This window comes from Pseudomonas sp. GW821-FHT03E01 (genome assembly GCF_059420765.1).
Genome location: NZ_JBWKUI010000012.1, coordinates 127,077 through 147,474 on the forward strand (window position 1 = coordinate 127,077; position 20,398 = coordinate 147,474).

Annotated in this window: 17 protein-coding genes; 4 read left to right on the top strand and 13 right to left on the bottom strand. The window is 58.8% G+C overall.

The annotated features are described in order from the left end of the window. Positions 1-171 precede the first annotated feature (171 nt). Together AC07VO_RS20675 and AC07VO_RS20680 are read left to right on the top strand one after the other, a co-directional pair. On the top strand, positions 172-852 hold the full coding sequence (locus tag AC07VO_RS20675) for a Fe2+-dependent dioxygenase (RefSeq protein ID WP_018929505.1): 681 nt from the start codon (positions 172-174) through the stop codon (positions 850-852). Further along, on the top strand, positions 849-1,604 hold the full coding sequence (locus AC07VO_RS20680; protein ID WP_086945997.1) for a tetratricopeptide repeat protein: 756 nt from the start codon (positions 849-851) through the stop codon (positions 1,602-1,604). Before AC07VO_RS20675 ends, AC07VO_RS20680 begins: the two co-directional genes overlap by 4 nt. Before the next feature lie 91 nt (positions 1,605-1,695). On the opposite strand, the gene AC07VO_RS20685 is transcribed toward AC07VO_RS20680, so the two are convergent. From AC07VO_RS20685 to AC07VO_RS20705, 5 genes are all read right to left on the bottom strand, one after another. Further along, a complete protein-coding gene (locus AC07VO_RS20685) occupies positions 1,696-2,859 on the bottom strand; it encodes a type III PLP-dependent enzyme (RefSeq protein WP_018929507.1) in 1,164 nt (387 codons plus the stop codon). Between the two features lie 511 nt (positions 2,860-3,370). Continuing rightward, positions 3,371-4,528, bottom strand: a complete 1,158-nt coding sequence (locus AC07VO_RS20690) for an osmoprotectant ABC transporter ATP-binding protein OsmV (protein ID WP_086945998.1) — start codon at positions 4,526-4,528, stop codon at positions 3,371-3,373. Beyond that, positions 4,525-5,178 (bottom strand): ABC transporter permease, encoded by a 654-nt coding sequence (locus tag AC07VO_RS20695; RefSeq protein ID WP_018929509.1) that lies wholly within the window; start codon positions 5,176-5,178, stop codon positions 4,525-4,527. The genes AC07VO_RS20690 and AC07VO_RS20695 overlap by 4 nt, the downstream gene beginning before the upstream one ends. A gap of 18 nt (positions 5,179-5,196) precedes the next feature. Then, positions 5,197-6,099, bottom strand: coding sequence for a glycine betaine ABC transporter substrate-binding protein (locus AC07VO_RS20700; protein ID WP_086945999.1), 903 nt, complete (start codon positions 6,097-6,099; stop codon positions 5,197-5,199). Between the two features lie 20 nt (positions 6,100-6,119). After that, a complete protein-coding gene (locus tag AC07VO_RS20705) occupies positions 6,120-6,836 on the bottom strand; it encodes an ABC transporter permease (RefSeq protein ID WP_086946000.1) in 717 nt (238 codons plus the stop codon). 360 nt (positions 6,837-7,196) lie between these two features. Between AC07VO_RS20705 and AC07VO_RS20710 the strand changes: the two genes are divergently transcribed. Both AC07VO_RS20710 and AC07VO_RS20715 read left to right on the top strand, forming a co-directional pair. After that, positions 7,197-8,780 (top strand): peptide chain release factor 3, encoded by a 1,584-nt coding sequence (locus tag AC07VO_RS20710; protein ID WP_064616153.1) that lies wholly within the window; start codon positions 7,197-7,199, stop codon positions 8,778-8,780. Between the two features lie 293 nt (positions 8,781-9,073). Continuing rightward, positions 9,074-9,289 carry a hypothetical protein gene (locus tag AC07VO_RS20715; RefSeq protein WP_018929513.1) on the top strand — a complete coding sequence of 72 codons (216 nt, stop codon included), beginning with the start codon at positions 9,074-9,076 and terminating at the stop codon, positions 9,287-9,289. Positions 9,290-9,401: 112 nt separating this feature from the next. Here AC07VO_RS20715 and AC07VO_RS20720 read toward each other — a convergent pair whose 3' ends face one another. The 8 genes from AC07VO_RS20720 to AC07VO_RS20755 form a co-directional block, all read right to left on the bottom strand. Continuing rightward, positions 9,402-10,382: a peptide ABC transporter ATP-binding protein gene (locus AC07VO_RS20720; RefSeq protein WP_064616155.1), complete on the bottom strand. Its 981-nt coding sequence runs from the start codon at positions 10,380-10,382 to the stop codon at positions 9,402-9,404. After that, a complete protein-coding gene (locus AC07VO_RS20725) occupies positions 10,382-11,350 on the bottom strand; it encodes an ABC transporter ATP-binding protein (RefSeq protein WP_086946001.1) in 969 nt (322 codons plus the stop codon). Before AC07VO_RS20725 ends, AC07VO_RS20720 begins: the two co-directional genes overlap by 1 nt. A gap of 10 nt (positions 11,351-11,360) precedes the next feature. After that, a complete protein-coding gene (locus AC07VO_RS20730; RefSeq protein ID WP_028939886.1) occupies positions 11,361-12,272 on the bottom strand; it encodes an ABC transporter permease subunit in 912 nt (303 codons plus the stop codon). An 11-nt stretch (positions 12,273-12,283) separates the two neighbouring features. Then, a complete protein-coding gene (locus AC07VO_RS20735; protein ID WP_018929516.1) occupies positions 12,284-13,294 on the bottom strand; it encodes an ABC transporter permease subunit in 1,011 nt (336 codons plus the stop codon). A gap of 73 nt (positions 13,295-13,367) precedes the next feature. After that, positions 13,368-14,963: an ABC transporter substrate-binding protein gene (locus tag AC07VO_RS20740; protein ID WP_086946002.1), complete on the bottom strand. Its 1,596-nt coding sequence runs from the start codon at positions 14,961-14,963 to the stop codon at positions 13,368-13,370. A gap of 77 nt (positions 14,964-15,040) precedes the next feature. Further along, positions 15,041-16,474 (bottom strand): OprD family porin, encoded by a 1,434-nt coding sequence (locus tag AC07VO_RS20745; RefSeq protein ID WP_018929518.1) that lies wholly within the window; start codon positions 16,472-16,474, stop codon positions 15,041-15,043. A 172-nt stretch (positions 16,475-16,646) separates the two neighbouring features. Beyond that, positions 16,647-18,248 carry an ABC transporter substrate-binding protein gene (locus AC07VO_RS20750; protein WP_495007665.1) on the bottom strand — a complete coding sequence of 534 codons (1,602 nt, stop codon included), beginning with the start codon at positions 18,246-18,248 and terminating at the stop codon, positions 16,647-16,649. 302 nt (positions 18,249-18,550) lie between these two features. Then, positions 18,551-20,176 carry an ABC transporter substrate-binding protein gene (locus AC07VO_RS20755; RefSeq protein ID WP_018929520.1) on the bottom strand — a complete coding sequence of 542 codons (1,626 nt, stop codon included), beginning with the start codon at positions 20,174-20,176 and terminating at the stop codon, positions 18,551-18,553. Between the last annotated feature and the right edge of the window lie 222 nt (positions 20,177-20,398).

A 20,398-nucleotide genomic window follows, 5' to 3' on the forward strand; every position in this document is an offset into this window, starting at 1 on the left:
ATGTAGAGTAAATACGTATCTGTATCAATTGCGAAATGTTGCTATTTGCGATTAATTTACATTCTTTACAATTTGCCTTTACGGTTTTTGCGGTTTCATTCGTCTCTTGGGTTTTACATAAGTAATAAGAATCAATACCATTAGCGTCCCTTTGCTTTCAGGTGTCTTTCCATGTTGTTGCACATTCCCGGCGTGTTCGCGAAAGAAGAAGTGCAGCGCATTCGCGAGGCCCTGGCGCAGGCGGATTGGGCCGATGGCAAAATTACCGCCGGTTATCAGTCGGCGAAGGCCAAGCACAATCTGCAATTGCCTGAAGGACATCCGTTGACCAAGGAAATCGGTGCGGCGATGCTCGAACGGCTGTGGAAAAATCCGCAGTTCATGTCAGCGGCATTACCGCACAAGGTCTTCCCTCCGTTGTTGAACTGTTACACGGCCGGTGGCAGTTTCGACTTCCATATCGACAATGCCGTGCGTCAGCCCAAGGGCAGCATCGAGCGGGTGCGCACCGACCTGTCGGCGACGCTGTTCTTCAGTGACCCGGAGGATTACGACGGTGGCGAACTGGAAATCCAGGACACCTTCGGCACTCAGCGCGTGAAATTGCCGGCCGGCGATATGGTCCTGTATCCCGGCACCAGCCTGCACAAGGTCAACGCCGTCACGCGTGGAACCCGCTACGCATCGTTTTTCTGGACGCAAAGCCTGGTGCGTGAAGACAACCAGCGCGCTTTGCTGTTCGAGATGGACGGGGCGATTCAGCAACTGACCCAGGACATGCCCGACCATCCTTCATTGATCCGCCTGACCGGTACTTACCACAACCTGTTGCGTCGCTGGGTCGAGGTATGAGTTATCAATTGCGCCGCGAGGAAGTCCTCGACGGTGATCGCCTCAAGGCCATGCTGGAGGAAAGCCCGGCGCGCGCAGCCCAGGCGATTCTGATCGCCGCCCGTGAAGGTGTGCTGGATGCCCAGGCCTTGCTGGGACAGATTTTGCTGGACGGGCGGGGTATCGAGCGGGATCAGCCGCTGGCGCTGCGCTGGTTCGAGATTGCGGCTCAGCGCGGGCACTTGATGGCGCGCAACATGATCGGCCGTTGCCATGAACATGGCTGGGGGTGCACCGCCAACGCCATGAGCGCCGCGGAGCATTATCGCCTCGCCGCCGAGGCTGGACTGGATTGGGCGATGTACAACTACGCCAATCTGCTGGCTACCGGGCGCGGGGTGGTCGAGGATCAGGCGCAAGCGCTGAATCTCTATTGGCATGCCGCTGAATTGGGCCACGCAAAGTCGATGAACCTGCTGGGGCGATACCTGGAAGAGGGGCACGATTGCCCGGCAGATCCGCATGCTGCCCGTGACTGGTATCGACGCTCGGCTGAAGGAGGGGATTTTCGCGGTCAGTTCAGTTATGCGGCGGTGTTGGCGGATGAAGGCAAGGTCGACGAGGCGTTGGGCTGGTTACGCAAGGCCTTGGACGGCGGGAATTTGAATTTCTTGCGGGTGGCGAGCAAGGCGCTATTGATGTCGACCGATCCAAGAATTCATGGGCTGGCTACTGAGTATCAACAGCGTGCTCGGGAGCTGACGCCAGGATAGATCGTTCCCACGCCCCCGTGTGGGAGCGATCAGCGCAGGCACAAAAAAGCCCATGACACGTCATGGGCTTTTTGATTTCTGCGTGCAGTGCTTACACGTAGAACGATTTCAGCGGCGGGAAGCCATTGAACTCGACGGCGCTGTAGCTGGTGGTGTACGCACCGGTCGACAGCCAGTACAAACGATCACCAATGGCCAGGTTCAGCGGCAAACCGTACTTGTAGTTTTCGTACATGATGTCGGCGCTGTCGCAGGTCGGGCCGGCGATGACCACTTCTTCCATCTCGCCTTTCTTCTCGGTCCAGATCGGGAACTTGATGGCTTCGTCCATGGTTTCGATCAGGCCGGAGAACTTGCCCACATCCGTGTACACCCAACGCTCTACAGCGGTACGGGATTTACGCGCCACCAGCACCACTTCGCTGACCAGAATGCCGGCGTTGGCGATCAGCGAACGGCCCGGCTCCAGGATGATTTCCGGCAGGTCGTCGCCGAAGTCTTCCTTCAGGAAGCGGATGATTTCTTCAGCGTAGGTTTCCAGGCTGTTGGTGCGGGTGATGTAGTTGGCCGGGAAGCCGCCACCCATGTTGATCAGCTTCAGGTGGATGCCGTCTTCTTCTTTCAGGCGTTCGAAGATCACTTTGACCTTGGCGATTGCCGCGTCCCAGACGCTGATGTCGCGCTGCTGCGAACCGACGTGGAACGAGATGCCGTATGGCACCAGGCCCAGGTCACGAGCCAGGATCAGCAGGTCCATGGCCATGTCGGTCTGGCAGCCGAATTTGCGCGACAAAGGCCAGTCGGCAGTGGTCGAGCCTTCAGTCAGGATACGCACGTAGACTTTCGAGCCCGGAGCGGCCTTGGCGATGTTGCGCAGGTCGGCTTCGGAGTCGGTGGCGTACAGGCGCACGCCCTTGTCGTAGAAGTAGCGAATGTCTTTGGATTTCTTGATGGTGTTGCCGTAGCTGATCTGGTCGGCGCTGACGCCACGGCTCAGCACTTTGTCCAGCTCATAGATCGAGGCGATGTCGAAGCTCGAGCCTTTCTCTTTGAGCAGGTCGATGATTTCCACGGCCGGGTTGGCCTTGACCGCGTAGTAGACCTTGGCGAATTCGAAACCGGCACGCAGGTCGTCATAGGCCTGGGCGATCATCGCGGTGTCGATCACCACGAACGGGGTTTCTTGTTTGTCGGCGAAGGCCTTCATTTTCTGGAAGGTTTCGCGCGCGAAATAGTCTTCGACGTTGATCGACATGCTGGGAACTCCTACTGGCAAACTGAAATTATCAATGGGTGCAAATGAACGCCCTCCGTATCCCCACTTTGGTTCGCCTACTTCCCAAGGCATGTCGCCGAAAGCAAAAAGGCCATGGGAGGCGGTGCTTCCCTTGGCCTTGCTGTCTCGTCGTCAGTACTTGAGCCGGATGGATCGTTTCCAGCATGGACGTTCGGCGCGAACTTTAGGGCGTGAGGGGCTTGAGATCAACAAAAAATGTCGCGTTTTTGCACGCTTCCGTCGTGCGGTCCCTGACAGCTACTGATGTAACCGACCTGCGTGACAGTGTGATGTTCCCAAGACAAGGATTTTAGAAGGGAGCTTGCTTGGCTTTTGTGGCGAGGGAGCTTGCTCCCGCTGGGGCGCGTAGCGCCCCCAAAATCAGGCAATGCGGTTCTTCAGAAGGATCGCATCGGCTGACTTCACGACTGCTTCGCGGCCGGACGGGAGCAAGCTCCCTCGCCACAAAAGCACTAGAGCCTCATACAAGTCAGGTCAACGCAGTTTCCGCTGGCGAAACAATGCTGGTCTTGCCCCCACGGGACTTGCCGGAGCTCAAATATTCCGCAATCGATTCCTGAGTCACTTCCCCCAGAAACACCCGCTCGGCATCCATCACCGGCAACCACGAGCGGTTGAACTCGTACATACGCGACAGCAGGATACGCAAATGTTCGTCATACGCTGCGGTGGCGTTGAACTCGCGCCGGTATTGCGCGCAGGTGCCGGTCTGGCGATGCAGGTCGCGCCGACGCACATAGCCCAAGGCTTTGTTCTCGGCGCAGGTCACCACCACGTAGCGCCGGTCCAGTTCGTCCATCAATTCCAGCGCTTCGGCCACCGGGGTTTCCGGGCTGACCGACGGCGCGTTGTCCGCCGCATCTTCAGCCTTCACCAGCAGCAAGCGTTTGAGCGTGCTGTCCTGGCCGACGAAGTTGCTGACAAAATCGTCCGCCGGATGCGCGAGCAAGGTGTCTGGGTGGTCGATCTGCAACAGCTTGCCGGCGCGGAAAATCGCGATTTTGTCACCGAGCTTGATGGCTTCGTCGATGTCATGGCTGACCATGATCACGGTCTTGTTCAGCGCCCGTTGCATCTCGAAGAACTCGTTCTGGATCATTTCGCGGTTGATCGGGTCGACCGCGCCGAACGGTTCGTCCATCAACAACAGCGGCGCATCCGCCGCCAGTGCTCGAATCACACCGATCCGCTGTTGTTGGCCGCCGGACAATTCACGGGGGTAGCGAGTCAGGTATTGCTTGGGTTCAAGCTTGATCATGCTCATCAACTCGCGGGCGCGGTCGTGGCATTTCTGTTTGTCCCAGCCGAGCAGGCGCGGAACGACGGTGATGTTTTCCTCGATGGTCATGTTCGGGAACAGACCGATCTGCTGGATCACATAACCGATGTTGCGGCGCAGGGTCACTTCGTCGAGGTCGGTGGTGTCTTCGCCGTTGATCAGGATCTTGCCCGAAGTCGGTTTGATCAACCGGTTGATCATTTTCAGCGTGGTGCTCTTGCCGCAGCCCGATGGCCCGAGGAACACGCAGATCTCGCCTTCATTGACGGTCAGGCTCACCGAGTCCACGGCTTTCACATCTTTGCCGTTGCTTTGGAAGGTCTTGCTGAGGTTTTGAAGTTCGATCATTTGAGCAGTCCTTTTGGAGTCAGCGTGCGTTGCAGCCATTGCAGAAGCAGGTCGGCGAAGATGGCCAGGAGACTGACCAGCACCGCGCCGACGATCAGCATCGACATGTCGCTGCGGCTGATGGAAGCGAGGATGAGTACACCGAGGCCACCGGCGCCGATGGTGGCGGCGATGGTCATCACGCCGATGTTCATCACTACGGCGGTGCGTACACCGGCGAGGATCACCGGCACGGCAATGGGCAGTTCGACCATGCGCAGGCGCTGGCCGAAGGTCATGCCGATACCGCGGGCAGCTTCGCGAATGCCGGGTTCCACGCCGGTCAGCGCCAGGTAGGTGTTACGCATGATCGGCAGCAGCGAATAGAGAAACACGGCGGTGATTGCCGGCATCGGGCCCAGGCCCTGGCCGAACCTGGAATAGAACGGCAACAGCAGGCCGAATAGCGCAATCGACGGCACGGTCAGCAAAACCGTGGCGCTGGCTTGCAACGGGCCGGCCAATGTCGGGAAGCGGGTCATCAGGATGCCCAGCGGCACGCCGACCAGAATCGCCAGCGTTACCGCGATGCCAACCAGGGTGATGTGCTGCCAGGTCAGGTGCAGCACTAGCGGCCAATCGAGATGGGAAAAGGCGTTGAGAAATTCCATGTCTTTTTCTCCTCTGCCTTATTGAACAGACAGCATTGGATGCTGGCGCAGGAAATCGGCGGCAACGGATGAAGGGCTTTCGTGATCGACATCGACCCGTGCGTTGAGCTGGCGCATGGTGGCGTCGTCGAACAGTTCGGCCAGTGGCTTGAGCTCTTCGGCGAGTTTCGGGTGGGCATCGAGGTAGGCCTGGCGCACCACCGGCGCGGCGGTGTAGTCGGGGAAGTAATGCTTGTCGTCTTCGAGCAACTTGAGTTTGAAGGCGTTCAAGCGACCGTCGGTGGTGTAGACCAGGCCGGCGAACACCTGGCCGTTGCGCAAGGCGGTGTAGACCAGCCCGGCATCCATCTGGCGAATGTTGTTGCGGGTCAGGTTCATGCCGTAGAGATCAACCATGCCGCCCAGACCGTCGGAACGGTTGGCGAATTCGGTGTCCAGCGCGACGAGGTGATTAGTCTTCGCCTCGGCCTGCAACACCTCGTTCAACTGGCTGATGGTGTTGATCTGCGGGTAGGCCTTCGCGGTTTTTTCCGGCAGGGCCAGGGCGTAGGTGTTGCTGAATTTCGACGGAGTGAGCCAGACCAGGCCTTTTTTCTCGTCGAGTTCTTTCACCCGGGCGTAGGACTGCGCGCTGTCGAGTTTTTCAGTGACATGGTTGTAAGCCACCAGCGACACGCCGGTGTATTCCCAGAGCATGTCCAGTTGGCCGCTTTCGTGAGCACTGCGGGCCAGATTGCTGCCCAGGCCGCCGGTCACCTGGGTGTCGTAACCCTTGGTGCGCAGGTATTGGGAGGTGATTTCCGCCAGCAGGGTTTGTTCGGTGAACACCCGGGCGCCAATGCGGATCACGGGTTTTTCAGCGGCTTGGGCGATTCCTGCGAACAGCAGAACGCAGCCTAGTAAAAAGCTTGATGTCTTCATGAGAATTCCTTTGCCGAGGCTTAAGACGGGCGCAGGCCGCGTTCGAGCCAGAGGCGGCTGGCGAGTGTCACCAGACCGTCGAGCAGCAAGGCCAGCAGGGCGGTGCAGGCCGCGCCGAGCAGCAGTTGCGGCTGATTGTTCAGGGCGATGCCGGGGAAAATCAGGCTGCCCAGACTGTTGGCGCCGATCAGGAACGCCAGCGGCGCGGTCCCGACGTTGATCGCCAATGCCACGCGCACTCCACCGATGATGATTGGCACGGCGTTCGGCAGTTCGACCCGGCACAGCACCTGAGTCGGGGTCATGCCGATGCCGACGGCGGCTTCCTTGAGCGAACCCTGAACGTTTTTCAGCCCTTCATAGGTGTTGCGCACGATCGGCAACAGCGAAGCCAGGAACAGAGCGAAGATCGCCGGGCCGCTGCCGATGCCGAGGATGCCCAGGGCGATGGCCAGTACGGCGAGCGGCGGCACGGTGTTGCCGATGTTGAAGATCTGCATGAAGCGTTCGGCGCGTCCCACCAGGGGCGGGCGGCTTAAAACGATGCCGGCGGGGATGCCCACAACGAGGGCAGCCAGCATGGAAGCGAGGACAAGAATCAGATGAGCTTGCAGGTAAAACAACAAATCGTCGCGGTACTGTTCGATCGTGTTGATGCCAATCCAGTGGACCAGCAGGGCCAGAAGAGCGACGACAACCGCACCTCCTGTCAGCCCTTTGCCATAGCGAATAGCCACAGGCAGACTCCTTTTTTCAGTCGGCGAACGCAGTCCCGTGTGGCATGCCATTCCTGGCTGCCGGGAAAACAACGTTCGCGAGAAGCAGCTCTACATGCTGATAAAACCGCATGAAATCGAGCCATAAGCGCAGCCTCGTCAGGCTAACTTGCTGATTTTTCAGCCCCTGACGATGGGTCGTAACAGGGGAGTGGACGTCTCCAGCTTTTAAAAGGTTCCATAATCAGCAGCATTTAGCCACCAAGAAGGAGCTGCCCGCGCTGATTACGGCCATCGGCAGCTCCTGTGCGTGGTGGTCCGTAGATCACTTTTTAAGCTATACTCGCCGCCCTTTTTTGAATCACCGCCAGGCGATTTCCCATGACCAAACAGGCCGCCGAAGTCGCGAAACGCCGCACTTTCGCCATTATTTCCCACCCCGATGCCGGTAAGACCACCATCACCGAGAAGCTCTTGCTGATGGGCAAGGCGATTGCGGTTGCCGGCACGGTGAAATCTCGCAAGTCCGACCGCCATGCCACCTCCGACTGGATGGAAATGGAAAAACAACGGGGTATTTCCATTACCACGTCGGTCATGCAGTTCCCGTATCGCGACCACATGATCAACCTGCTCGACACCCCGGGCCACGAAGACTTCTCCGAAGATACTTACCGCACCCTGACTGCGGTGGACTCGGCATTGATGGTCCTCGACGGCGGTAAGGGTGTAGAACCACGGACCATCGCCCTGATGGACGTCTGCCGTCTGCGTGACACGCCGATCGTCAGCTTCATCAACAAACTCGACCGTGACATCCGCGACCCGATCGAACTGCTCGACGAAATCGAAGCGGTCCTGAAGATCAAGGCCGCGCCGATCACCTGGCCGATCGGTTGCTACCGCGACTTCAAGGGTGTTTATCACCTCGCCGACGACTACATCATCGTCTACACCGCCGGCCACGGTCATGAGCGCACCGAAACCAAAATCATCGAGAAGCTCGATTCCGATGAAGCGCGCGCACACTTGGGTGACGAGTACGAGCGTTTCATCGAGCAGCTGGAACTGGTGCAGGGCGCCTGCCACGAATTCAATCAACAGGAATTCCTCGACGGCCAACTGACCCCGGTGTTCTTTGGTACCGCGCTGGGCAACTTCGGTGTCGATCACGTGCTCGACGCTGTGGTCGACTGGGCACCGCAACCATTGGCCCGTGTCGCCAACGAGCGCACCGTCGAGCCGGTGGAAGAGAAGTTCAGTGGTTTCGTGTTCAAGATCCAGGCGAACATGGACCCCAAACACCGCGACCGCATCGCCTTCATGCGCATTTGCTCCGGCAAGTACGAAAAAGGCATGAAGATGCGCCATGTGCGCACCGGCAAGGACGTGCGGATCGGCGACGCGCTGACCTTCTTCTCGTCCGAGCGTGAGCAACTGGAAGAAGCGTTCGCCGGCGACATCATCGGCCTGCACAACCACGGCACCATCCAGATCGGCGATACCTTCACCGAAGGCGAAACCCTGGGTTTCACCGGCATCCCGCACTTCGCCCCGGAACTGTTCCGTCGCGTACGCCTGCGCGATCCACTGAAATCCAAGCAACTGCGTCAAGGCTTGCAGCAACTGGCCGAAGAAGGCGCCACCCAGGTGTTCTTCCCCGAGCGCAGCAACGACATCATTCTCGGCGCCGTCGGTGTGCTGCAGTTCGATGTGGTCGCCAGCCGTTTGAAAGAGGAATACAAGGTCGAGTGCTCCTACGAGCCGATCACCGTGTATTCCGCGCGCTGGATCGAGTCCGGCGACAAGAAGAAGCTTGAGGAATTCACCAACAAGGCCGTGGAAAACCTCGCCCTCGACGGCGGCGGTCACCTGACCTACCTGGCCCCGACCCGGGTCAACCTGGCACTGATGGAAGAACGCTGGCCGGACGTGAAATTCCGTGCGACGCGTGAGCATCACTAAGCGCTGAGTTGCAAACCCCAAAGCCCCGATGCGCGAGTCTCGGGGCTTTTTATTGTCTGGGCTGTGTACCGCACCGAAGCGACTCAGTTGTCCGGGCGCAACAGGGTTCTTCCTTCCGTGCTCGGCGAGCCCGCATCACTTAGTTGATCTGGTTATAGGCATTATTCGAAACCAATCTCCCTTCTCACGGCATTTCCCGACCTTCGTTAGCGTCCTATCTGGAGAATCGCGCTAAATTTCTCTCTGCGCCATTCCGGCACCCATGCTTCACCCAAGAAAGGATGGAATCGGCTATGAGCATTATTCAACGCATAGTGTTGCTGCTGAAGGTTTTGGTGATGCTATCCCTCGGCACGTCAGCGGCGTGGGCGGAGTGCACGAACCATGATGAACAGGCCTGGAGCGGGCAAGGCGTGCACAGCGAGCTGATGCTCGCCGCATCGGAATCGGGTAGCTCGAACGATGATGACTCGACCGACGACCCGGACAGCAACGAAGACGACACTTGAGCCTGAATGACAGGCAAAAGAAAACCCCGTCTGCCTGACTGATGCGCAGTCGGGGCAGAAGGGGTTTGGTTAACTCAGCAAAAGCGCGCCCCGGCACCGGGGCGCGTTTTTTTCAGGCCGCGCCGTCGAGGAATTGCTCGGCGTAGTGGCAAGCCACCTGGCGTGTGTCGAGCAGACGCAGGGCCGGCTCTTCGATGGCACAGCGCTCGGTCGCGTACGGGCAGCGCTTGTGGAAGGCGCAGCCGGACGGTGGATTCAGCGGGTTTGGCAGTTCGCCGACGATCTTGATTTTCGGCTTGTCCGGATCCGGGTGAATGGTCGGCGTCGCCGACAACAACGCCTGGGTGTACGGGTGCAGGGGACGGGTGTAGATGTCCTCTTTCGGCCCCATTTCCACCGGACGGCCGAGGTACATCACCATCACGTGATCGGCGACGTGACGCACCACCGCCAGGTTGTGGGATATGAACACGTAGGCGGTGTTGAACTCTTGCTGCAAATCCATGAACAGGTTGAGTACCTGCGCCTGAATCGACACGTCCAGCGCCGAGGTCGGTTCGTCCGCCACCAGCACTTTCGGCTGCAACATCATCGCGCGGGCCAGGGCGATCCGCTGGCGCTGACCGCCGGAGAACATGTGCGGATAGCGCTGGTAGTGCTCGGGACGCAAGCCCACCTGCTTCATCATCGCCTGGACTTTCTCGCGACGTTCGGCGGCACTGAGGTTGGTGTTGATCAATAATGGCTCTGCAAGCTGATCACCGATTTTCTGCCGTGGATTCAACGACGCGTACGGGCTCTGGAACACCATCTGCACATCTTTGCGCAGTTGCTTGCGCTGAGCCTTGTCGGCGCCGGCGACTTCCTGCCCGGCGATTTTCAATGAGCCGGAGGATGGCTCTTCGATCAACGTCAGGGCACGGGCCAGGGTGGATTTGCCGCAACCGGACTCACCCACGACAGCGAGGGTCTTGCCGGCTTCCAGTTCGAACGACACACCGTTGAGGGCGCGCACGGTCGCATGGCCCTTGAACAGGCCACGGGACACTTCGTAGTGGCGGGTCAGGTTGCGGGCGGTAAGTACGACGGCCATTACGCCACCTCCTGGTTCAACGGGTAGAAGCAGCGGGCGAGGCTGTTGCTTTTCTGGTCAAGGGCTGGACGCTGGGTGCGGCAATTTTCTTGCACGTACGGGCAGCGCGGCGACAGCAGGCAACCTTGCGGACGGTCGTAACGACCGGGAACGATGCCCGGTAGCGTCGACAAGCGCGCAGCACCCAGGCTGTGTTCTGGAATGGCCTTGAGCAGCGCTTCGCTGTACGGGTGCGCCGGAATGTCGAACAGTTGTGGCACCTGACCGACTTCAACCGCTTGGCCGGCGTACATCACGCACACGCGCTGGGCGGTTTCGGCCACGACCGCGAGGTCGTGAGTAATCAGCACCAGGCCCATGTTCTGCTCTTTCTGCAGGGCCAGCAGCAGGTCCATGATCTGCGCCTGAATCGTTACGTCGAGCGCGGTGGTCGGTTCGTCGGCGATCAGCAGTTTTGGTTCGCCGGCAATCGCCATGGCGATTGCAACACGCTGGCTCATGCCGCCGGAGAGTTGATGCGGGTAGGCATCCATACGGCTGGCGGCGCCGGGGATTTCCACTTTCTCCAGCAGTTCGATGGCGCGCTTGCGAGCGTCCTTCCTGGACATTTTCAGGTGCAGGCGCAGCACTTCTTCGATCTGGAAGCCCACGGTGTAGCTCGGGTTCAGCGCGGTCATCGGGTCCTGGAAGACCATGGCCAGGTCTTTGCCGACGATCTGTCGACGCTGACGGTTGCTGAGCGCGAGCATGTTCTTGCCGTCGAAATTCAGGGCGTCGGCGGTGACGATCCCCGGACGCTCGATCAGGCCCATCAGCGCCATCATGGTCACGGACTTGCCGGAACCCGACTCGCCAACGATGGCCAGCACTTCGCCCTTTTCCACGGATATGTCGAGACCATCGACCACCGGAACGGCGTTGGCGTCGCCGAAGCGAACGTTGAGATTCTTGATTTCTAACAGTGACATTTGAATCTCCTCAGGCGGCGTTCTTGAGTTTCGGGTCCAGCGCATCGCGCAGGCCGTCGCCCATCAAGTTGATTGCCAGCACGCTGAGCAAAATGGTCAAACCAGGCAAGCTCACCACCCACCAGGCGCGTTCGATGTAGTCGCGAGCCGAAGCCAGCATGGTGCCCCACTCAGGGGTTGGCGGTTGTACGCCAAGGCCGAGGAAGCCCAGTGCCGCGGCATCGAGAATCGCCGAGGAGAAACTCAAGGTGGCCTGAACAATCAGCGGCGCCATGCAGTTGGGCAGCACGGTGACGAACATCAGGCGAGGCAGACCGGCGCCGGCCAGGCGCGCGGCGGTCACGTAGTCGCGGTTCAATTCGCCCATCACCGCGGCGCGGGTCAGACGAACATAGGACGGCAACGAAACCACGGCGATGGCAATAATGGTGTTGATCAGGCCAGGGCCGAGGATGGCGACAATTGCCACCGCCAGCAGCAGGGACGGCAGGGCCAGCATGATGTCCATCAGACGCATGATGGTCGGGCCGAGCACGCGCGGGAAGAACCCGGCGAACAGTCCCATCAGGATGCCTGGAATCAGCGACATCACCACCGATGACAAGCCGATCAGCAGGGACAGGCGCGAGCCGTGAATCAAACGCGACAGCAGATCACGACCGAGTTCATCGGTACCCAGCAGGAACTGGATATGCCCGCTTTCCAGCCAGGAGGGCGGGGTCAGCAGGAAGTCGCGGTACTGTTCGCTCGGGTTATGCGGTGCGACCCACGGGGCGAAGATCGCGCAGAAAATCACCAGCAGCATGAACAACAGGCCGGCGACGGCCCCTTTGTTCCTGGAAAACGCATGCCAGAATTCTTTGTAGGGCGACGGATACAGCAGGCTTTGATCGACTGCTACCGGTGTAGTGAGAGTGGTCATGGTCATTGATCTCAGCGCTGATGACGGATGCGTGGGTTGGCAAAGCCGTAGAGGATGTCCACTACGAAGTTGACCAGAATCACCAGGCAGGCGATTAACAGGATGCCGTTCTGCACCACGGGATAGTCCCGTGCGCCAATGGCTTCGATCAGCCATTTGCCGATGCCGGGCCAGGAGAAGATGGTTTCGGTCAGGACCGCGCCGGCCAGCAGCGTGCCGACTTGCAGGCCGACCACCGTCAGTACCGGAATCAATGCGTTACGCAGACCGTGAACGAACACCACGCGCGAAGGCGACAGGCCTTTGGCGCGGGCGGTGCGGATGTAGTCTTCACGCAGCACTTCGAGCATCGACGAACGGGTCATCCGCGCAATCACCGCCAGCGGGATGGTGCCGAGCACGATGGCTGGCAGGATCAGGTGATGCAGGGCATCGAAGAACGCTCCGACGTCATCGGCCAGCAACGTATCGATGAGCATGAAGCCGGTGCGTGGCTCGATGTCGTAGAGCAGGTCGATCCGCCCGGATACCGGGGTCCAGCCCAGGCTCACCGAGAAGAACATGATCAGGATCAGGCCCCACCAGAAGATCGGCATCGAGTATCCCGCCAGGGAGACACCCATTACCCCATGGTCGAACAGGGACCCTCGCTTGAGTGCCGCGATCACCCCGGCCAGAAGGCCCAGGATGCCGGCGAACAACATGGCGGCCGAGGCCAGTTCCAGGGTCGCGGGGAATAGAGAGCTGAACTCGGTCCAGACGCTTTCACGGGTACGCAGGGATTCGCCGAGATCGCCGTGGGCCAGTTTGCCAATGTAATCCAGGTATTGGGCATACAGCGGTTTGTTCAGACCTAGGCGTTCCATTGCCTGAGCATGCATTTCGGGGTCGACCCGACGTTCGCCCATCATCACTTCCACGGGGTCGCCAGGAATCATGCGGATCAACGCGAAAGTCAACAAGGTGATGCCGAAGAACGTGGGGATCAGTAACCCCAATCGGCGGGCAATAAAACTAAACATCTTGTGTGGTACCTCATCAGCCGGTTAGGCATGCCCGGTATCGCTGGGGTCAGCGATGCCGGGCGTTTCTTATCTACTTCACCTGGGTGGTGGCGAAGTTGTTAGTGGTGAGGGGGCTAATGTGATAACCCTCTACGTTGGTGCGCATTGCAGTGAACATGCGGGTGTGCGCCATGCTGATCCATGGCTGGTCCTGATTGAAAACGTCCTGGGCCTGTTCGTAGAGCGCCGTGCGTTCAGCCGGGTTCACTTTGGCCCGTGCTTCGTCGATCAGCGCCTGGAACTTTTCATTGCACCAGCGAGCGTAGTTTTCGCCGTTCTTGGCGGCCTCACAACTGAGCATAGGCGTCAGGAAGTTATCCGGGTCGCCGTTATCGCCTGCCCAACCGGCGGACACCATATCGTGTTCGCCGTTCTTCGCGCGCTTGAGCATCTCGCCCCATTCCATGACACGAATATCGACCTTGATGCCGACCTTGGCCAGATCTGCCTGCATCATTTGTGCGCCGAGCATCGGATTAGGGTTGGTCGGGCCGCCGCCGTTACGGGTGAACAGGGTGAACACGGTGCCCTCCGGTACCCCGGCTTCCTTGAGCAGGGCACGAGCCTTGTCGAGGTCGCGAGGCGGGTTGGTCAGTTTATGGTTGTAGCCCAGCAGGGTGTCCGGGTACGGGTTGACCGCCACCGTCGCATTGCCCTTGCCGAACAGCGCGTTGACATAGGCCTCTTTGTCGAACGCGATGTCGATGGCTTTGCGCACCCGCACGTCGCTCATGTACTTGCGGGAGGTATTCATGGCGACATAGGAGACGGTCATCGCGTTCAGCTCATCAACCTTCAGGTTGGTGTCTTTCTTGATGCTCGGGATGTCATCCGGTTTTGGATACAGCGCGATCTGGCACTCGTTGGCCTTGAGCTTTTGCAGGCGCACGTTGTTGTCGGTGGCAATCGCCAGGACCAGCGCATCAGCCGGTGGCTTGCCACGGAAGTAGTCCGGGTTGGCCTTGAAGCGCACCTGGGCGTCCTTGGCGTAACGCTGGAAGATGAACGGGCCGGTACCGACCGGTTTGTTGTTCAGGTCGCCGGTCTTGTTGGCCTTGAGCAGTTGATCGGCGTACTCGGCGGAGTAGATCGAGGAGAAGGCCATGGCAATGTCGGCCAGGAACGGCGCTTCGCGGCGGGTCAGGGTGAACTTGACCGTGTTGTCGTCGACTTTCTCTACGCTTTTGAGCAGTTCCTTGAAGCCCATGCTCTCAAAGTACGGGAAGCCCACGCTCGACAGCTTGTGCCATGGGTGATTCGGGTCCAGCTGACGCTGGAAGCTCCAGACCACGTCGTCGGCGTTCATGTCGCGGGTCGGCTTGAAGTAATCGGTGGTGTGAAACTTGACGCCTTTGCGCAGGTGGAACGTGTAGGTCAGGCCGTCTTCACTGATGTCCCAGGATTCGGCCAGCGCCGGAATCACTTCAGTGGTGCCGGGCTTGAAGTCCGCCAGGCGATTGAAGATGGTTTCGGCCACTGCGTCGGCTGTGACTGCAGTCGTGTACTGGACCATATCGAAGCCTTCCGGGCTGGCTTCGGTACAGACCACCAAGGGTTTGGCCGAGACGCCAACAGCGACACTCAGCAATGCGGCAGCGATGGCCGCTCGTAGGGGAAGCATTTTCATCAAGAACCCTCTGCAATCGGTTGAACAGGAAAAAACCGAACGGCCGACTCGTCATGAGTCAGCCGCCGGCGTGCGTTTTACAAAATGTTGAACGGGATGGTGGTCACGAGACGGAACTCGTTGATGCTGCCATCCGCCTGGTTTTCGCTGGCACGGTGCGCGGTGTAGGTTGCGCGAACAGTGGTGGCCTTCAGCGGGCCGCTCTGCAGGGCGTAAGTCGCACCGATACCGTATTCGTAATGGGTTTCGCCATCCTGGGCCTGGATACCGTCGTAACCCTTGCCTGCTACGCCTTCATTGCCGGTGTAGTGAGTACCGTCGATGCCCCAGCCACGTGCCTGGTAGATGTTGAACTTCAGACCTGGCACGCCGTATTCGGCCATGTTCAGACCGTAGGCAATCTGGAAGGACTTCTCGTTCGGGCCGTTGAAGTCCGACAGCAGGGAGTTGGCCAGGTAGATGCCGTTGGTTTCGTGCAGGTAGTCGAAGTACTCGTTACCGTTCACTTCCTGGTAGGAGAAGGTCAGGCTGTGGGCCTGGTGGGTCAGGCCGAACGACAGGGAGTAGGTGTCGTTGTCGATTTTGCCTATGAGGGCTTTACCTTCTTCCTGGGTTTTGTAGTAGTTCAGGCCGGTGGTCAGGCTCAGGACCTGGCTGTCGCCCAGCACATGACTGGCGCCGAAGTAGTACTGGTTCCAGATGTCTTCGGCCTGGGTCGCCCAAAGGCTGGTGGTCAGGCTGGCGAATGGGGTGTAGGTGATGCCGCCGGTGTAGATGTGATCGGTTTCAACGATGCCGTTGGCGTATTCGGTGCGGAATTTACGCTGGCTTTCTTCGGTACGCGGAGAGTTGCGATCGAAGGTGGCCAGGTCGAAAGCCAGGTTGTTCAGCTCTTCGCTGTGGATGGCCACACCTTCGAAGCTCGAAGGCAGCGCACGGTTACCGATGACATCGACCATCGGGCTGCTGAAGTTCATGCGGCCAGCGGTCAGGGTAGTGTTGGAGACACGGGCCTTGACGTTGGCCAGGCCCAGTTTGCTCCACTGGCCGACGGCGTCACCACCTTCTTCGGTCAGGGTACGGTTGTTGCCCGCGCCAGGACGGGTTCCCGGTGCGCCGCCGTTGTTGGACGCCAGATCCTTGCGATCACGATCCAGAGCGATGGCGTTGTAGGCCGCCACTTCGGTGCTGAAACCTACGGTGCCTTGAGTGAAGCCGGAGTTGTACTTGAGGATGGTGCCCTGAACCCAGTTGATACGACGATCAGTCGGGGTTGATACACCGTCTTTCTTGTAGCTGAACGTGCCGCCACGTTTCAGTTGCTCGTTGGCATACCAGTTACGCGTGCTACCGGTGATCGACTGCCCTTCGACGAAGCCAGTGGCTTCACTCTGAGCACTTTTCTCATTCACGGTAACCGGGGTGAACGCCTGGCTCTGGGACTCTGCGTAAGCCGTGGCGGTCACGCTGCTGATGGCCAAGGCCAATAACGCGGTGCTGCTCAGTTTCATGTGTGAAGCTCCTTTCTTTCTTTTTTTAATGCCGGTCTTTTTTGGTGATCCGGCTATTTGGTTTAGAACTCATTCAGGCTTCGCAAACGTTTGCTGCAGGCCGATTTGACGAATTACGGCAATACGCTTGCGTGAGGGCGGAATCCGCCCCCCAGCGTTTCTGGCTAATTGGTTATTGGTCGATACTGACGCCCGAGAACACGTTGCGACCGAAGGGGCTGACCTTGAACCCTTCGACTTTGGCGCTCAACGGCTGGTTGACCGTCGAGTGGGCGACCGGCGTGATCGGCACCTGCTGCTTGAGGTACTGCTGCGCCTGTTTGTAGAGCACGGTGCGCTGGTCGCGATCGGTGACGACCTTGGCCTGCTTGATCAGCTTGTCGTAGGCCGGATCACACCACATGGAGTAGTTGTTGCCGCCGATGGCATCGCAGCTGTAGAGCGTGCCGAGCCAGTTGTCCGGGTCACCGTTGTCACCGGTCCAGCCGATCAGGCTGATGTCGTGCTCGCCGTTCTTGGTGCGCTTGATGTACTCGCCCCATTCGTAGCTGACGATCTTGACCTTGAGGCCGATCTTCGCCCAGTCCGCCTGGAGCATTTCGGCCATCAGTTTGGCGTTGGGGTTGTACGGACGCTGGACCGGCATGGCCCAGAGGGTGATTTCGGTGCCTTCCTTCACGCCGGCAGCCTTGAGCAGTTCCTTGGCTTTTTCCGGGTTGTAGGAGGCGTCCTTTATGGTGTCGTCATAGGACCACTGGGTCGGTGGCATGGCATTGACCGCCAGTTGACCGGCACCTTGATAGACGGCGTTGAGAATGCCTTGCTTGTTCACCGCCATGTCCAGCGCCTGGCGCACTTCGAGCTGGTCGAAAGGCTTGTGCCGGACGTTGTAGGCGATGTAGCCGAGGTTGAAGCCGGGTTTCTCGATCAGCTGCAGTTTCGGATCATTCTTCAGTGCGGTCACATCGGCGGGGCGCGGGTGCAGGGTGATCTGGCATTCGTTGGCCTTGAGCTTCTGCACGCGCACCGAGGCGTCGGTGTTGATGGCAAAAATCAGGTTGTCGAGCTTGATCCGGCTCGGGTCCCAGTACTGTTTGTTGCCGCTGTAACGGATGTTGGAGTCTTTCTGGTAGCTCTTGAACACGAACGGCCCGGTGCCGATCGGCTTCTGGTTGATCTCGCTCGGCTTGCCGGCCGCCAGCAACTGGTCGGCGTATTCGGCCGAAAGGATGGCGGCGAAGCTCATGGCGATGTTCTGGATGAACGCGGCGTCGACGTTGTTGAGCGTCATCACCACGGTCAGCGGCCCGGTCTTTTCGACCTTGGCAATATTCTTGTTCAGGCTCATCCCGTTGAAATACGGGAACTCGGTCGGATAAGCCTTACGGAACGGGTGCTGCGGATCGAGCATGCGATTAAACGTGAACAGCACGTCGTCGGCGTTGAAATCGCGAGTCGGCGTGAAGTATTTGGTCGTGTGAAACTTCACCCCTTCACGCAGATGAAACGTGTATTTGAGTCCGTCCTCGGAAATATCCCAGCGGGTTGCCAGGCCTGGCACGACATTGGTGGCGCCTTTTTCGAACTCTGCCAAACGGTTGTACAGCGGCTCGGCGGCGTCGTTATCGGTCGCAGTGGTGTACTGCGCGGTGTCGAAACCGGCGGGGCTGCCTTCGGAGCAGAACACCAGGCTGTTATTGGCGGCCTGGCTGATGGAAGTGGCGGCCAGCAGGCCGGTGCCCAGCAATGCGGATAAAACCAAGGAATGGCGCATGACGCTCCCTCTTTTTGTAGTGTTATTCAATGCGCCGCGATCCCGTCCGGGGACGTTGTGGCGGCATTGAGCTCAAACCAATACGGGCAGCAAACCGATAGCCCACACAGTCACTGGTCAGAACCCGACGGTAGGTGCCGTGGGTCTGGCAGTAAATGCGTTGAGTCCTAAAGACTCGTAGGAAAAGGCAACGCGTCCTAACCCCTGGCTGCGTCAGACAGCGGATTTGGATGTAGGCAAATTCCTAACTTCTCGGCAGAAAAAAGCAGCGGCGACACTGAAAACGTCGCCGCTGCCTTTTCTTATTTGCTGACGCTGACGCCGTAGAAGGAGTTCAAGCCAAATGGGCTGATCTTGAAGTCCTGCACGTTGGCGCGCATGGGTTGGAACACCGTCGAGTGAGCGATAGGTGTCATTGGAACAGCATCTTTGAGGACGTGTTGCGCCTGTTTGTACAGTTCGGTGCGCTTGGCCTGATCGGTGGTGCGTTTGGCTTCCTTGACGAGGCCGTCGAATTTCTTGTCGCACCATTTGGAGAAGTTGTTGCCACTCAGCGAGTCGCAGCCGAACAGCACGTTGAGCCAGTTGTCCGGATCACCATTGTCGCCGCTCCAGCCGATGATCATCGCCTGGTTCTCGCCGCCTTTGGAGCGCTTGATGTACTCGCCCCATTCGTAGCTGGTGATCTTCACGTTCAGGCCGATCTTCTTCCAGTCGGACTGCAGCATTTCAGCCATCAGCTTGGCGTTCGGGTTGTACGGACGCTGTACCGGCATCGCCCACAGAACGATTTCGGTGCCTTCCTTGACGCCGGCTTCCTTGAGCAGCTGCTTGGCTTTCTCAGGATCGTACTTGGCATCCTTGATGGTGGTGTCGTAGGACCATTGGGTCGGCGGCATGGCGTTGACGGCCAGTTGGCCTGCGCCCTGATAAACCGAGTCGATGATCTGCGGCTTGTTGACGGCCATGTCCAGCGCCTGACGAACTCGCAGGTCGGCCAGCGGGTTCGGCTCGTTGCTGCCCTTGACCTTGTCCATCACGTTATAGGCGATGTAGCCCAGGTTGAAACCAGCCTGCTCAGGCATCTTCAAAGTTTTATCTTCTTTGAGCGCCTTCAGGTCGGCTGGACGCGGGAACAGAGTGATCTGGCACTCGTTCTTCTTCAGCTTCTGGATGCGTACCGACGGGTCGGTGGTGATGGCGAAGATCAGGTTGTCGATCTTCACGTCATCAGGCTTCCAGTAGTCCTTGTTCCCGGTGTAGCGGATGTTGGAGTCTTTCTGGTAGCTCTTGAACACGAACGGGCCGGTGCCGATCGGTTTCTGGTTGATGTCGGCAGCCTTGCCTTCCTTGAGCAGCTGGGCAGCGTACTCGGCGGACTGGATCGAGGCGAAGCTCATGGCCATGTTCTGGATGAACGCGGCGTCTACGTCTTTGAGGGTGAACTTGACGGTGTGGTCGTCGACTTTATCGATCTTGGTGATGTTGGTATCCATCCCCATGTCGGTGAAGTACGGGAATTCGGTCGGGTACGCCTTACGGAACGGGTCATCCTTGTTAATCATGCGATTGAAGGTGAACAGCACGTCGTCGGCGTTGAACTCACGCGTCGGCTTGAAATACGGGGTGGTGTGGAACTTGACGCCTTCACGCAGGTGGAAAGTGTAAGTCAGGCCGTCACTGGAAATGTCCCACTTGGTCGCCAGGCCAGGAATCACGGCGGTGCCGCCGCGCTCGAACTGGGTCAGGCGGTTGAACATGGTTTCTGCAGAGGCGTCGAAGTCGGTTCCGGTGGTGTATTGACCTGGGTCGAAACCGGCCGGGCTTCCTTCGGAGCAGAACACCAGGTTAGACGCCGCTTGGGCGAAAGGTGCACTGGCTAACAGGCTTGCGCCGACTAAAAACGGAATGACCGCGTGTTTAAGCATGGTGGCCTCATGATTTGTTGTCATTTTTGGATTAGAGGACGACCTCGTGAGTCGACCTGCGGATACTTATGCAGGGGCCGTACCCAATGCAAGATCCGGAATGGCCACAAGTCCTAAAGAGTGGCACGAACGTACCTTAATGTCGCATATGTGTAAAAACTGATGTATTTGACCGTTTGCGCAGGTTTTTTACGGTGCAAGTCGTGCACCGATAAGGGGCGA